A 15,178-nucleotide genomic window follows, 5' to 3' on the forward strand; every position below is an offset into this window, starting at 1 on the left:
TACATGATACTACCAGAGTTGCTAGAACCCAAACGTTCAGTAAATGGAAAAATTTGGCAACAGCGATCAGTAAACGAAGGTGATGTTTCAGAACTTTGTCGTTCTTTAGGAATCAGTGATTTTCTAGCACGGGTTCTATTTCCTCGCTTAGAGAACTTGTCACAAGCTATAGATTTTTTATCACCTAAGCTCAAGAATTTACTGCCAGATCCTTTTCATTTACTTGATATGCAAAAAGCAGTAGATAGGACTATAGAAGCTATTATAAATAAACAGAAAATCTGTATATTTGCTGATTATGACGTTGACGGGGCTACATCTGCATCACTACTTAAGAATGTATTTAGAGATTTGGGGCAAGAAGCTGATATTTATGTTCCAGACCGAATTGCTGAAGGATATGGACCAACCCCAGCTGCTATGCAGAAAATTAAGGATAATGCTACTGAGCTACTCATTACTGTTGATTGTGGAGCAATGGCACATGAGGCTCTAAAATATGCATCGCAAGTAAAGCTTGATGTAATAGTTATCGATCATCACATTAGTAGTGATATATTGCCTGACGCTGTTGCTGTTGTTAACCCGAATCGTATCGATGAAACGAGTAGATATAAGTACCTAGCAGCTGTAGGAGTATCATTTTTATTTGCTACCGCCTTATTATCCGAGTTAAAAAAACAAAATTTCTTTGCCGATATAGCTTCGTGCTCGATACAAAATAGTGTATATTTAAAATGCAATACTCTACCCAATTTAATGCAATATTTAGACTTAGTCGCACTTGGAACAGTATGCGATGTAATGAAGCTTATTCACTTAAATCGTGCTTTTGTTGCTCAAGGATTAAAAATCCTTGGCCAAAGAAAAAATTTAGGCATGAAGACTTTATGTGATATTGCTGGTTTAAATGAAAAACCAAACTGTTATCATTTGGGATTTGTGTTGGGACCTAGGATCAATGCCGGTGGAAGAGTTGGTAAATCATCCTTGGGTGCTAGTCTTTTATCTACCGAATGTGCAATAGAAGCAAATCTACTTGCACAGGAGTTGGAGAAACATAATAATGAGCGAAAAGTAATAGAGCTGATAATGATAGAGGAAGCTACTCAAATAGCTTTAACCCAAGAAAATGATAGTTCATTATTTATAGTTGGTAAAGGATGGCATCCGGGTGTTATCGGCATTGTCGCTGGCAGATTAAAGGAAAAATTTAATAAACCAGTTGCAGTTATAGCTTTAAATGATGCAATCGGTAAGGCTTCTTGCCGTTCTGTCAAAAATGTTGATTTTGGTAGTAAAATTATCAATGCCAAGGCTAAAGATTTAATCATAGCTGGCGGGGGACATGCAATGGCAGCTGGATTTACAGTATTGGAAGAGAAATTACAAGAGTTACAAGAATTCTTAAATCACGCCTTTAAGATTGATATTAGTAATCAAAATGACATTGCCTATGAAGAATATGATGCGGAACTTACTACAAGTAGTGTAAATTTGCCGCTAATGGATGAGCTGAGTAAACTCGAACCATTTGGTCAAGGAAATCATGAGCCAATATTTAAATTCTCTAATCTTTTTGTGTTAAAAGCTGACATAGTCGGTGGTAAACATATAAGATGTTTGCTTGCTCCTTCTAAGGAAGCTTTTGGTTCTAAAGTACTTCCTGCTATTGCGTTTAATAGTGTATCTAGTCCTATAGAAAATATTTTACTTAATATTAAGTCACATAATATTTCTGTAATTGGTTCATTAAAAATGAATAGCTGGAAAGAATCTATTACTATTCAATTACAAATAAAGGACTTGATAATATAATATTTGTTAGCTATTTTGTTATAATTATAAGTTTTTTATCAGCTCCAAGTATAATGTAAATTCCCCATGTCAAAATCTAAACAAGTTAAAACAAATAGCCATGTTCCCATTGAGAAAACTGGTGATTTAGCTGTAGTTCAAGAGCATTATCAAGATTACCCCTATCCTTATAGAGATCCTGAAGATGAAACAAAAAGATTGCTGGTAATTAGCGGTGAATTTTTGGGTGAGTTAAATCATTATTTATATAAAGGTAAAGAGGATTTTAATTCAGGTTTTCGGGTGCTAATTGCCGGTGGTGGTACTGGTGATTCTGCTATATATATGGCAGAGCAACTAAAAGATAAAAATGCTGAAGTGGTGTATTTAGATTTTAGCAAGCCTAGCATGGAAATTGCCCAAAAACGTGCTGAAAAACGTGGTCTTACCAATATTAAATGGGTATATGATTCTATTTTAAATATTCCAAAGCTTAATTTAGGTAAGTTTGATTATATTAATTGTATAGGAGTATTGCACCATTTAAAAAACCCTCCCAATGGTTTAAAGATCTTAAAGGATTCTCTCTCTGATCAGGGAGCAATTAACATAATGGTTTATGCTAAATATGGTCGTACTGGATTATATCAGGTACAAGATATCATGAAAATGGTAAACCAGGGTGTTAGCAATAGGATAGAAGAAATAATGAATACCAAGTCTGTTATGGCTGGTTTCCCTGCAACTAATTGGTATATACGTGGGCAAGAACTGCTAAGTGACCATGTTGTTTTCGGTGATGTAGGTTTATATGACATGTTTTTGCATAAACAGGATAGGGCTTATTCTATTCCCGAATTATATGAATTTATTCATAATGCAGCTTTAAATTTTGTGGAATTTTCTGATGTTAGCGAAAAATTAGCTCTAAGGATCGAAAATTATATTAGTGATTTTTCTCTTCTGCAGAAAATTAAGAGGATGGATATCATAACACAGCAAGCAATTTGTGAATTAATTGTTGGAAATATTATTAAACACAGTTTTTTTGTTTCTAATCAAAAAGATACTATTGCTAGTCTTGATAATTTGGATAATATACCATATTTTTATGGTATTACTGGGGCTATTTCTAAACAAATTTATGATCATATAGAAACTAATGCTTTAGTAGCTGGCAATATTGTTAACTTTACATTAAATAATTCATTATTAAAGGATATCAATATTACTATACCAATTTCTAATTATACCAAATGTGTTTTTAAACAAATGATAGATGGTGGTAAAAGTCTGCAGGAAATCTTTGATTTAATTAGAGAAGAGTTGCAACAAGAAATTAGTAACGAAAGCTTATTATTGGAAGTAAAGAACATATTCGCCCCATTTTTTACTACGGGAATTATGTTGCTTCATGACAAATCAGTAAAACTTTTTAACTAATTTGACATTTATAGCTAATTTCAAGAGCTGTTTTTACAGCTCTTGAAGAGGTAGTATTGTAGTTATTCTGTAGGATGTTCGGCTTCTCCTGCTAGTGGTAGTGTGGCATCAGGTGTATTAAGACTAGCTACCTCTGTAGTAGTAAAGTTGCCAACATTTTGGTTGTTAACATTTAAATCATTACCCTCTGCCCTATCGTTAGCATTCAAATTATTACCACCGTTGTTTCTGAAATTCATAAGGGCGGTTTTTAAAGCTGCTGCATAGTCGGGATGCAAACAATTCCGGTTTATTATGCTTTGAATAGTTCTTGCATCATTATCATTATTTATCATATATAATCCTCTATTAATTTTGAAATATAAAGAGAATTGTAACTATTTGTAAAAAGAATATCAACTGTTAATTAGGAAATGAATTAACAAATTCTTTACCCTAAACCACAGGGTAATTTAAAAATCACAATCGTTAGTTGCTATAGATACAAGTTTAACCACTACCGATGTCATCCCTGCTTCGGTGCGGGATCTATATTACTTAATAGTCTTTCAGGCTTATTTTTTTAGATTCCGCTACCTGCACGGGAATGACATCGAGTGCATATTAAACCTGAGTTCGATATAACTTGTTATCAGTATCATCCCTATTAGGGTGGATGTCACCCCTGCGAAAGCAGGGGTCTAGAAAAGTCTAAATAGTTTTCTTGGCTACTTTTTTAGACCCCTGCCTACGCAGGGGTAACATCGAAGGGGCTTAGAATAATAATTATTTTTATGTCGAATTCAGGTTATTAAGCACTTTTTCCTTTATCTATTAGGCTTGCAGTCCGACTTTTAAATTATCCTGCTAAACCGCGATACGTTTTTTAGTAGCTTTTCCGTAGTTTTTTGGTGTAACTATGGGGGTAGCTTTGCCATCTATGACATCTTTTGAAATATGTACATGCATTTTTTTCAGATTGGTAACATTATACATGCTGTCAAGTAGCAGTGTCTCAATTATCGATCTAAGCCCCCTAGCTCCGGTTTTTCGTGCCAGTGCTTTCTCGGCTATTCCTTCTAAAGCATCATGATCAATTGATAGTTCAACATCGTCTAGCTCAAATAGTTTATGATATTGCTTGATAACAGCATTTTTTGGTTGAGTTAAAATTGCCACCAAAGATGCTTTATCTAGATCATCTAAAGTTGCTATTACTGGAAGCCTACCGATGAATTCTGGAATTAACCCAAACTTTACTAGATCTTCAATTTCTAATGACTTGAGTATTTCACTGTGGTTTTTTTCTTGTTTTGATTGGACATTTGCTGCAAAACCAATCGAACTTTGAGCAGTACGGGCATTAATGATATTATCTATCCCCATGAAAGCTCCACCGCATATGAACAAAATATTGGAAGTATCTACTTGAACAAAATCTTGCTGCGGGTGTTTTCTGCCACCTTGGGGGGGAACAGAAGCAATAGTTCCTTCCATGATTTTAAGTAATGCTTGTTGGACTCCTTCTCCCGATACATCTCTTGTTATGGAAGGGTTTTCAGATTTTCTAGCTATTTTATCTACTTCATCTATATAAACAATGCCTCGTTGGGCTTTAGCTATATTAAAGTCTGCTGCTTGTAATAATCTTAGCAAGATATTTTCAACGTCTTCACCAACATAGCCAGCTTCGGTTAAAGAAGTGGCGTCTGCCATAGTGAAAGGTACATCAAGAATTTTTGCTAAGGTTTGTGCCAAAAGGGTTTTACCAGAGCCAGTAGATCCAATAATTAGGATATTTGATTTATTTAATTCGACATCATTATTACCTGACTCGATATATTCTAATCGTTTATAGTGATTATATACCGCAACTGATAAGACTTTTTTTGCTTGATCCTGACCAATTACGTAATCATTAAGAGTAGAAAAAATTCTTTGTGGTGTTGGAATTGAAGAGGCAACTTGTTTAAGAGTTACTTTAGTCTCTTCTTTTATAATATCACGGCAAAGTTCAATACATTCATTACAAATAAATACTGTTGGTCCAGCAATTAATTTTATTACTTCATATTGATTTTTACCACAAAAAGAACAGTTTAATTCTTTTTTTTCAACTTCCCCTGACATGATTCCACTTTTTTAATTTATGAGTTTAATATAGCTTATATAACCTCAATTCGATGTAAGACATCGATTTAATAGTCTCTCTCCCCTTACCCATCCACTATGTCACCTCTGCGAGTAGGGATGACACCTAGGCTATTAAATTAATGTTTTATATCAAACTCAGATTACTTATATACATCTAATTAATATAGATAAATTATTTATGTAAGTCTAATATATTTTCAAGGCACGCGAATTCGGGATAAGAATTTGTCAATTCTTATCCCAAATTCGGGGGAATTATGGAAACAATCAGATTTGAGACGGCTCTGCATCTGATTGTTAAATTAATATTTTGCTAAAAACATGATTTTAAAAGATTAAAATCATGTTTTTAGCTTTGGAAAGGTTTAAAATGCATTCGCGTTAGCCGCTTTAAGAATGCATTTTTCCTTATATTAAAGCCAATTCGGGATAAGAATTAACTAATTCTTATCCCGAATTGGGGTAAGGCAATACTTCTATTATGGGAAACGTGATTTTCTTTAAGTTCATAGTAATCTAGTTTTGCAATATCTTCATTAACAGACTAAGTTCCTCACGAAATTCTACATCAATTTCACATAATTCTTCTACTTTTTTGATGGCATGCATTATTGTAGTATGATCTTTCTTACCAAATTTCTTACCGATATCAGTAAGGCTTTTTGGGGTTAATGTTTTACTTAAATACATAGCTACTTGCCTTGGTCTAGCTATTGAGCGAATACGTCTAGGAGAAGACATATCAGAAAATTTAATATTATAACGATCAGCTACTTTTCTTTGAATATCTTCAATCGTTATAATTCTTTCATTGGAACGTAGTAAGTCACGTAAGATATTTTGGGTATTTTCTAAAGTTATCTCCCTACCAACTAAAGTTGAATGAGCGATAACTTTATTAAGAGCCCCCTCTAACTCTCTGACATTTGACGTTATTTTTGATGCCAAGAATTCTACAACATTTTTAGGTATGTGAATATTCATCTGTTCAAGCTTAGATTCTAAGATACCCAATCTTAGTTCATAAGTAGTACTGTGAACATCTGCAACCAATCCCCAACCAAGCCTGGACTTAATCCGATCTTCAATATTATCTAAATCTGACGGTGAACGGTCACATGATATAACCATTTGACGATTATTATCAATCAAAGCATTGAAAGTATGGAAAAACTCTTCTTGAGTACTATCTTTACCGGATATAAATTGAATATCATCGATCATTAGCACGTCAACTGAACGAAATTCTTCTTTAAAGGACATAACATCTTTATTACGAAGTGCTTTGATGAATTGATACATAAACTTTTCTGCCGACATGTAAATTACTTTGCGAGTCGGGTTATTATGTCTTATATACCAAGCAATAGCATGCATTAAGTGTGTCTTACCAAGGCCAACACCCCCATACAAAAATAAGGGGTTAGATTCAGCTACGGCACTTTCTGATTCAGCAACTGCTCTAGAGGCTGCATATGCTAACTCATTTGGTCCACCAACTACAAAATTTTCAAAAGTAAATCGTAAGTCTAATGCTGAAAAAATGCCTTCGGAATTGATATCCATTCCTTCTTTTATTGATGGAATTTTTGCTAAATATTCAGGTATATTTGGATTTTGTTCTAGTAATTCTTTAGTAACTATCTCAATTGATTTAATATCTTTGTCATAGGACTGCCAAGATTGCAATATAGCACGTGCATATCTTGATTTTATCCAATCTCGGATAAAATTTGTTGGTGTAGAAAGTATAACAGTAGTAGTAGAAGCTTCTAGAAAGTTAATCTTACTGAACCAACTTTTATACAAAGACTCACCGTAATGTTTATTAAGATCAGAACAAACATGCTGCCAAATATCTCTATAATGAGCTACTTCCTTTCCTACAGTCAATTGATTTTGGTTAGTATTCACAGAACTTGCCATGGTAAATTATTTTGTTTCCAACCAGCTCCATTAGCTCCTCCTTCAAAACCATCAATGATGTTGTAGCAGTTTGTATAACCTAAACCACCAGCACACAAGGCCGCTTCATGAGATCGTGCACCTGAACGGCAAAGGAATAATACATTATTTTTATTACTGACTTTCGACATGAACTGGTTGTTAAATTCACGATTTAATGACATATCAGGCAATAAACGCCAGCTAAGAAAAAGTACTTGATCTTTATCAAGCTTTGGAATACCTATTTTCTGCCATTCTTCAGCAGTTCTAACATCAACAACAATGGTACACTCATCCATTTCTAGCAACTTATAAGCTTTTAAGGAAGATATATTTTTGATACTTATAGGCGTCTGCATTTTTTTGAATATATTAAAATTTATTGAATAAGGACAAGATTTAGACTAATTAAATTTGAGTATATACTAGTTATATACAGTTTACATTTTATATTTTATATTTGGTAATTGTCAAACTATCTGAATCATATTATGATATTTTTTTGTAAGATTATCAATATGGACTATTTAAAAAAAGCATTCCTAGCTAAAAAATTACTACACCAAAGCAAAAATCGTGGTTGCAAAGAAACCGGGTTAATATTAGGTAAATTTGCTGAACAATTTCTTGCTAATATGGATATAGATAGTTTAACAGATTTTGCTTTAATACTTAATCAAAATGATATAGATATTTATGATTGGATTACCAATAAAACAACTCCTCCTGTTCATTTAAATTCAAAAGTGATGTTACAAATACTTAATTTTGATATTAACCGCCTATAAGCTTAATAAACAATGATACAACAACCGCTGCCACTCAGTGCAAAAAGTTTTTTTGCTAATGAGTATTTCTCAAATAAACCAACCAAGAATATTTTACTTATTTTTGCCAGTGAAGATGATGCAATTAATAGCCATAAACAGTTATTATTTTTTGCACAAAGCATTAAGACTAGTAATATATTATATTTTCCTAGTTTTGATACTATACCATATGATCGCATTTCACCGCAGTCTAACATTCTATCAGAAAGAGCTAATGCACTAAGTTATTTAGCAACTAATAATGAAAAAAAATTGGTAGTTACTAATGCTGTGAATTTACTGAGCAAATTACCGCCTTCGGAATTCCTAGTTAAGTCTTTTCTGAAATTACATAATAAAATGAAGCTTTCAGCGGGCAAGCTCGCTGAGTTCCTAGTACATAATGGTTTTACAAGGAGTAGTAGTAGCATTGATAGTGGTGAATTTTCAGTAAGAGGAGAGATAGTAGATATAATTTTGCCAGGGTATAAGGCATATCGTATTAATTTTAGTTGGGATCACATAGAGTCAATAAGAGAATTTGATATTGATAGCCAAATTTCTACTAATAGCTGCACGGAGCTAATAATTAATTCTGCCAGTGAGGTAATATTAAATCTAGAAACAATAAAGAATTTTAGAGATAATTACCTAAAAGCTTTTGGTGTTAATTACGTGAATAGCCCTTTATATGAATCAGTAATTGAAGGAAAAAAATTTCAAGGATATGAACATTTATCTCCTTTATTCTATAATTCTTTCAGTAGCTTAATTAATTATTTAGATGATCCTATTATTATTTATGATAATTTGTCGTTACAATCAATTCTTGAGCAGGAGAATAATTATACAGATCTTTACAGATCCCGCATTGAGTCTAATAAAATTAAATTAAACACATTCTATCCTGCATTGCCTCCTGAGCAGATTTACTTTACCGGTCAGGAAATACAAACTTTACTAGAACAGGATAAGAATATTTTAATTAGTCCTGAAGATTCATCTTATGCATATTCATTAGAAAAAATTATTGCAACTAGTTTTATTGAGGATAAGACAGTTTTTGATAAACTATTTGAGATCATAGAGAACAATAATACTAAAATACCAATTATTTTTTGTCAGTCTAAAAGTAATTTGGAAAGACTGAAGAACTTGATAAATAGCTACTCACGAGAATATATCGAGATAGACAATCTACAACAGGCAAAAATTGGTGTGATAAATCTTGCATATGTCCAGCTTAGTCAAGGATTTTATAGTGATAAATATTTGTTTATTGCAGCTCACGATATTTTAGGGAAAAGTGCGGTAAACGTTCGCCAGCAAGGTGCTAAACGTAAGCTTAAAAACATTCTAATGGAATTAGATAATTTAGGTGAAGGGGAGTTAGTTGTTCATAAGGATCATGGTATTGGTCAATTTCTTAATGTTGAAACACTAGATGTTAAAGGCAAAGCTCATGATTTCCTAAAAATTTTATATGAGAATAATGATAAATTATATATTCCTGTTGAGAATATAGAGCTAATTAAGAAATATGGTAGTAGTGAAGCACAGCTGGCCAAGTTAGGTAGCAGTAGCTGGCAAAGAAGTAAGGCTAAGCTCAAGAATCGTATTACAGAAATTGCCGAGCAATTATTAGCAATAGCCGCTAAGAGGAAATTAACTGTAACTAATCCAATAGAGTTTGATCATGAAGAATATGACAAATTCTGTCAGAGATTTAAATATACCGAAACTGAAGATCAATTAAATGCCATAAATGATATTAGAAAAGATTTTGACTCAGGTCTTTTAATAGATAGATTAATTTGTGGTGATGTTGGTTTTGGAAAAACTGAAGTGGCCATAAGAGCAACTTTTATGGTAGCTAAATCAAACTGTGACGTCCCTCCTCAAGTAGCCATTGTCGTACCAACTACTATTCTGGGTAAGCAGCATTATTTAAGATTTCGTAAAAGATTTAAGGATTTAGGGCTGAATATAGTACAATTATCTAGCCTAGTTACCAATAGTGAGGCTAAAATTGTTAAAGAACAAATCAAAAATGGTACAGCTAATATAATAATTGGTACACATGCCTTGCTGAGTAAGAATATAGAATTTAGTAACCTCAGATTATTAATAATTGATGAAGAACAACATTTTGGTGTTGCTCAAAAGGAACATTTAAAGAAACTAAGAACTACAATGCATGTTCTATCTCTTTCGGCAACACCAATTCCTCGTACAATGCAGATGTCTATGGTAGGGCTAAAAGACCTTAGTATCATTGCCACACCACCAATTGATAGGCTAGAAGTTCGGACAACAGTTATGCCGTTTGATCCGGTGATTATTAGAGATGCTTTACTTAGAGAACGTTTCCGTGGCGGTAGAAGTTTCTGTGTAGTGCCTAGAATTAAAGACATCCCGGATATAGAGAAATACTTACAGGAGGTTGTACCTGAACTAAAATACAAAGTTGCTCATGGTCAAATGCCAGCTGCCAAAGTAGATGAGATTATGAGCGAATTTTGTGATGGTAAGTTTGATATACTCGTTTCTACCACAATAATTGAGTCAGGTATAGATATTGCTGAAGCTAATACAATGATTATTCATAAATCTGATATGCTTGGTTTGAGTCAGTTATATCAGCTCAGGGGTAGGATAGGACGAAGTAAAGTCAGAGGTTATGCCTATTTAACCTTAGCTAATTATAAGAAAATGACCGCACATTCAATAAAACGTCTAGAAATAATGCAGAGTAGCTGTACTCTTGGTTCTGGTTTTACCATTGCCAGCCATGATATGGATTTACGTGGTTTTGGCAATTTGGTAGGAGAAGAGCAGTCTGGACAGATTAAAGAAGTAGGAGTAGAACTTTATCAGGAGATGTTAGATGAACAAATAGCAATTCTTAAGGATGAAGTTATTGAGCAGCCAAAAGCTTTTGTTCCAATAATTAATTTGGGATTACCTGTTTTCATTTCCGATAACTATATTGCAGATTCTGCTCTTAAACTAAGTTTGTACAGAAGAGTTGGAAATTTAATTGATGATATAGATATTGAAAATTTTAAGGACGAAATGGTTGATCGTTTTGGTCCTATCCCATCAGAGTTTAATAATCTACTTAATATAGTAAAAATAAAGCATAAATGCAGTAAGCTTAATATTGAAAATTTAGACTCTGGTGATCGAGGATTTGTTTTAAAATTTTATAAAGAATCAGATATAGCTGATAAGATTAGAAATTTTGTTATAAAATATCCTCAGCAAACCAAAATAAAACCGGATACTAAGTTAGTATTTACCAAAACATTGGTAGGAAAGGATATTATAGAGGAAGCGAATAGTCTGTTGGAGCAATTATTGGTGGCATAATACCATATAACGCGAATTCGGGATAAGAATTTGTCAATTCTTATCCCAAATTCGGGGGAATTATGGAAACAATCAGATTTGAGACGGCTCTGCATCTGATTGTTAAATTAATATTTTGCTAAAAACATGATTTTAAAAGATTAAAATCATGTTTTTAGCTTTGGAAAGGTTTAAAATGCATTCGCGTTAGCCGCTTTAAGAATGCATTTTTCCTTATATTAAAGCCAGTTCGGGATAAGAATTAACTAATTCTTATCCCGAATTGGGGTATATAGGATGTCATTATGTCATCCCTGCTAGGGTTAATGTCCATAACTGTTGAAAGTTGTGATCCATGCCCTTTCGGATGTCCCCCCTGCGTAGGCAGGGGTCTAAAGAAGTAGCGAGGATTAGGTGCTTAAACATTTTTAGATACCAGCTTTCGCTGGGATGACATCATTTTGACGTTAGTACTACAACTGTAGTACTAGGTTAACTAGGAATAAAAATTAGGAAAGTGAGTAAAATTAAAAAGCAATATATATGTACAAATTGTGGTAATAGTACATCAAAATGGGCAGGACAATGTTTTGATTGTGGCTTATGGGGAGCGATTGAGGAAGAGGTAATTAGTCAAGTACAAGTTAGGTTAGGCAATAAACAACAAATACAAAAACTTGATGGTGTTGTTGTGGAATCATTACGTACTCCTACGCCTATAAATGAATTAAATAGGGTGTTGGGTGGCGGGTTGGTTTCCTCTTCGGCAATTTTAATTGGTGGTGATCCTGGCATTGGTAAATCAACTTTATTATTACACTTAGTGGCAAGTTCTTTTTGTGATAAAATTAGAATGAATTGCTTATATGTAACTGGTGAGGAATCCATTGACCAAATAAAGCTAAGAGCCTTAAGATTAGGCCTTAATAATGAAACAACATCTATCTTAGCTGCCACTAATATCGAAGATATTATCTCAACTATTGATGCTGATAAGAACAATATTGATTTGGTAGTAATCGATTCAATTCAGACAATGGTAACTCGCACACTATCATCACCACCTGGTACTATTTCGCAGATTCGGGCCTGTGCTAATGAATTGGTTAGCTATGCTAAGCAAAATAATATTATTATTTTACTGAGCTGTCATGTGACAAAAGATGGGCAATTAGCTGGTCCTAAGTTACTCGAACATCTTGTTGATACCGTACTATATTTTGAAGGTGATCATAATAGTCATTTTCGTATTTTGCGTTCTATTAAAAATCGATTTGGTGGAATAGGGGAAATCGGTGTTTTTGAGATGACTGCTAGTGGTCTTATGGAAGTCTCTAGCCCTTCCGAGCTATTTATGATGAAAAGGGATAAAAATGTTAGCGGAACAACGGTATTTGCTGGAATTGAAGGGTCTAGACCGTTATTAATTGAGATTCAGGCATTAATTGCTCCCTCCAATATGCCAATGCCAAGACGTTCGGTTGTAGGATGGGATTTAAATAGATTATCAATGATAATAGCTGTACTTAATGTACGGTTTGGTCTTAACTTAACTTCTAAGGAAGTATATTTAACTGTTGCTGGTGGGCTTAAAATTTCAGAACCAGCTTCAGACTTAGCTGTTGCAGCTGCTTTAATTTCTGCAGCAAATAATAAAGCTGTGCTAGAACATAGTGTTTTTTTTGGAGAAATTGGTTTATCTGGTGAAATAAGAAAAGTCAATGCAGCAGAAATGAGAATAAAAGAAGCAACGAAATTAGGATTCAATAAATTAATTTGCTCCAAACTTGAAAAGTTAAGTAATAACCTAATTTGCCCAATTAGTAATATAAAAGAATTGAAAGAGTTGATATAGTTAAAATAGAGATACTGTATATACGCGAATTCGGGATAACAAGTTATCCCAAATTCGGCTGTATATATAGAAACAATCAGGTTTGAAGCGGTTCTACACCTGATTGTTAAAATATCATTTGCGTTCAATAGATGATTTTAATTATTAAAATCATCTATTGAACGATAAAAAAGTTAAAATGTACTCGCGTCAGCCGCTTCAAGAGTACATTTTTCTTTATATCACAGCTAATTCGGGATAAGAATTATAATTCTTATCCCGAATTAGGGTTATATGGTTAATTTAGATAATATAACCTCAAGTATTGATGTAAGACATCGTTTTGACGTTAGTACTACAACTGTAGTACTAATTGGGTTGATTTGGTTTTTCTCTCACTATTTCAAATAAGTTATGCATAATATTTACCTACAAAAATTAAAATTACTAAATTATCGTAATTTTCAGAATTTAGATATTAGTGCTGGTAATAATCCTGTTATACTAATAGGGGGGAATGGTAGTGGAAAAACTAACATTCTAGAATCAATATCACTATTTTCACCTGGTAAAGGTTTGAGATCAGCCAAATTAGATGATATTTGTCAAAGGGGAGAAGATCATTGCTTAGCGTATGCATTATTACACAGTAAACTTGGCTTAGTTGAAATTTCAACGAATTTAAAGCGTGAATCTAATAGACGTTTTACGGAATTTAACGGTGTTAAAATACAAAATAATGAACTAAGTAAGTTCTCTGCTATGATTTGGCTTACACCCCAAATGGAAGGTATTTTTTCTTCCGGTATTAGCGATAGGCGTAAATTCTTTGATAGGATTGTTTATAACTTTAATCCATCGCATGCAGGAATAGTTAGTAAATACGAATATTACATGTATGAACGTAGCAAAATACTAGCACAAGACCAAGTGGATACAAATTGGCTAAGAGTGGTTGAAGAAAAAATGGCGGAATTATCAATTGAGATCGCTATTAATAGGCTAAAAATTTTAGAGCATATGCAAAAAGCTATCAATGATTTGGATAATGATTTTCCTAAAGCTATTTTATCGATTAATGGGGTTATAGAAGATATAATATTAAGAAATTCTGAAATAGATATTGATTTTATAAAAAATGAGTTAATGGTGTCTCGTGTTCGTGATAAGATATCTAATAGAACTAATTTTGGAGTGCATAAAAGTGATTTTGTAGTTATTCATAGAGAAAAAAATGCCTTAGTTAAATACTGTTCCACCGGTGAACAGAAGGCTATGCTCATTGCCATAATACTTGCCCAAGTTAATTATTCTATTAAAGAAAACATTGCTATGCCTATTTTACTGTTAGATGAGGTTTTTGTACATCTTGATAACAAAAGGAGGCAGTACTTAATTGCTTTCTTTCTAGAATTAGGATTACAGCTATGGGTGACTGCAACTGACTTAAATGGCATAGAATCTTTAACAAAAAAAGCAGAATTAATAAAATTATAGGATGAAATTTCTCTTATTTTAATATTTAACAATCAGATTTGAAGCGGCTCTGCATCTGATTGTTAAATTAATATTTTGCTAAAAACATGATTTTAATCTTTTAAAATCATGTTTTTAGCTTTAGAAAGGTTTAAAATGCATTCGCGTTAGCCGCTTTAAGAATGCATTTTTCCTTATATTAAAGCCAATTCGGGATAAGAATTAGTTAATTCTTATCCCGAATTGGGATTATATGTATCCCGCAAGTTCGATGTAACAAGTTAACCTCAAATATTGATGTAATAAATTAATAGTAGGCTCAAGTAATCATCCCCATTAGGGGTGATGTCACCGCCATTATGTCATCCCAGCGAAAGCTGGGATATAG

General features: G+C 33.1%; 10 protein-coding genes. 6 read left to right on the plus strand and 4 right to left on the minus strand.

Annotated elements, in window-relative coordinates:
* Positions 1-3: 3 nt before the first annotated feature.
* Positions 4-1,818 (plus strand): single-stranded-DNA-specific exonuclease RecJ, encoded by a 1,815-nt coding sequence (gene recJ / locus ACN1AG_RS05645; protein ID WP_417904646.1) that lies wholly within the window; start codon positions 4-6, stop codon positions 1,816-1,818.
* A 66-nt stretch (positions 1,819-1,884) separates the two neighbouring features.
* Positions 1,885-3,240, plus strand: coding sequence for a class I SAM-dependent methyltransferase (locus ACN1AG_RS05650; protein ID WP_417904647.1), 1,356 nt, complete (start codon positions 1,885-1,887; stop codon positions 3,238-3,240).
* Positions 3,241-3,302: 62 nt separating this feature from the next.
* Here ACN1AG_RS05650 and ACN1AG_RS05655 read toward each other — a convergent pair whose 3' ends face one another.
* The 4 genes from ACN1AG_RS05655 to ACN1AG_RS05670 form a co-directional block, all read right to left on the minus strand.
* Positions 3,303-3,575 carry a hypothetical protein gene (locus ACN1AG_RS05655; protein ID WP_417904648.1) on the minus strand — a complete coding sequence of 91 codons (273 nt, stop codon included), beginning with the start codon at positions 3,573-3,575 and terminating at the stop codon, positions 3,303-3,305.
* Between the two features lie 511 nt (positions 3,576-4,086).
* Entirely contained in the window at positions 4,087-5,349 is a 1,263-nt protein-coding gene (gene clpX, locus ACN1AG_RS05660; protein ID WP_417904649.1) for an ATP-dependent Clp protease ATP-binding subunit ClpX, read from the minus strand.
* 540 nt (positions 5,350-5,889) lie between these two features.
* Positions 5,890-7,299, minus strand: coding sequence for a chromosomal replication initiator protein DnaA (dnaA, locus tag ACN1AG_RS05665; protein WP_417904650.1), 1,410 nt, complete (start codon positions 7,297-7,299; stop codon positions 5,890-5,892).
* Positions 7,284-7,667 carry a rhodanese-like domain-containing protein gene (locus ACN1AG_RS05670; protein ID WP_417905601.1) on the minus strand — a complete coding sequence of 128 codons (384 nt, stop codon included), beginning with the start codon at positions 7,665-7,667 and terminating at the stop codon, positions 7,284-7,286. Before ACN1AG_RS05670 ends, dnaA begins: the two co-directional genes overlap by 16 nt.
* A 171-nt stretch (positions 7,668-7,838) precedes the next feature.
* Between ACN1AG_RS05670 and ACN1AG_RS05675 the strand changes: the two genes are divergently transcribed.
* From ACN1AG_RS05675 to recF, 4 genes are all read left to right on the plus strand, one after another.
* Positions 7,839-8,108, plus strand: a complete 270-nt coding sequence (locus ACN1AG_RS05675; protein WP_417904651.1) for a succinate dehydrogenase assembly factor 2 — start codon at positions 7,839-7,841, stop codon at positions 8,106-8,108.
* Positions 8,109-8,120: 12 nt separating this feature from the next.
* Positions 8,121-11,501 carry a transcription-repair coupling factor gene (gene mfd / locus ACN1AG_RS05680; RefSeq protein ID WP_417904652.1) on the plus strand — a complete coding sequence of 1,127 codons (3,381 nt, stop codon included), beginning with the start codon at positions 8,121-8,123 and terminating at the stop codon, positions 11,499-11,501.
* Between the two features lie 496 nt (positions 11,502-11,997).
* The gene (gene radA / locus ACN1AG_RS05685) at positions 11,998-13,335 is read left to right on the plus strand and encodes a DNA repair protein RadA (protein WP_417904653.1); all 1,338 of its coding nucleotides are present in this window, start codon (positions 11,998-12,000) and stop codon (positions 13,333-13,335) included.
* A 393-nt stretch (positions 13,336-13,728) separates the two neighbouring features.
* Entirely contained in the window at positions 13,729-14,811 is a 1,083-nt protein-coding gene (gene recF / locus ACN1AG_RS05690) for a DNA replication/repair protein RecF (protein ID WP_417904654.1), read from the plus strand.
* The last annotated feature ends 367 nt before the right edge of the window (positions 14,812-15,178 follow it).

This window comes from Candidatus Tisiphia endosymbiont of Micropterix aruncella (genome assembly GCF_965178575.1).
Classification (GTDB): domain Bacteria; phylum Pseudomonadota; class Alphaproteobacteria; order Rickettsiales; family Rickettsiaceae; genus Tisiphia.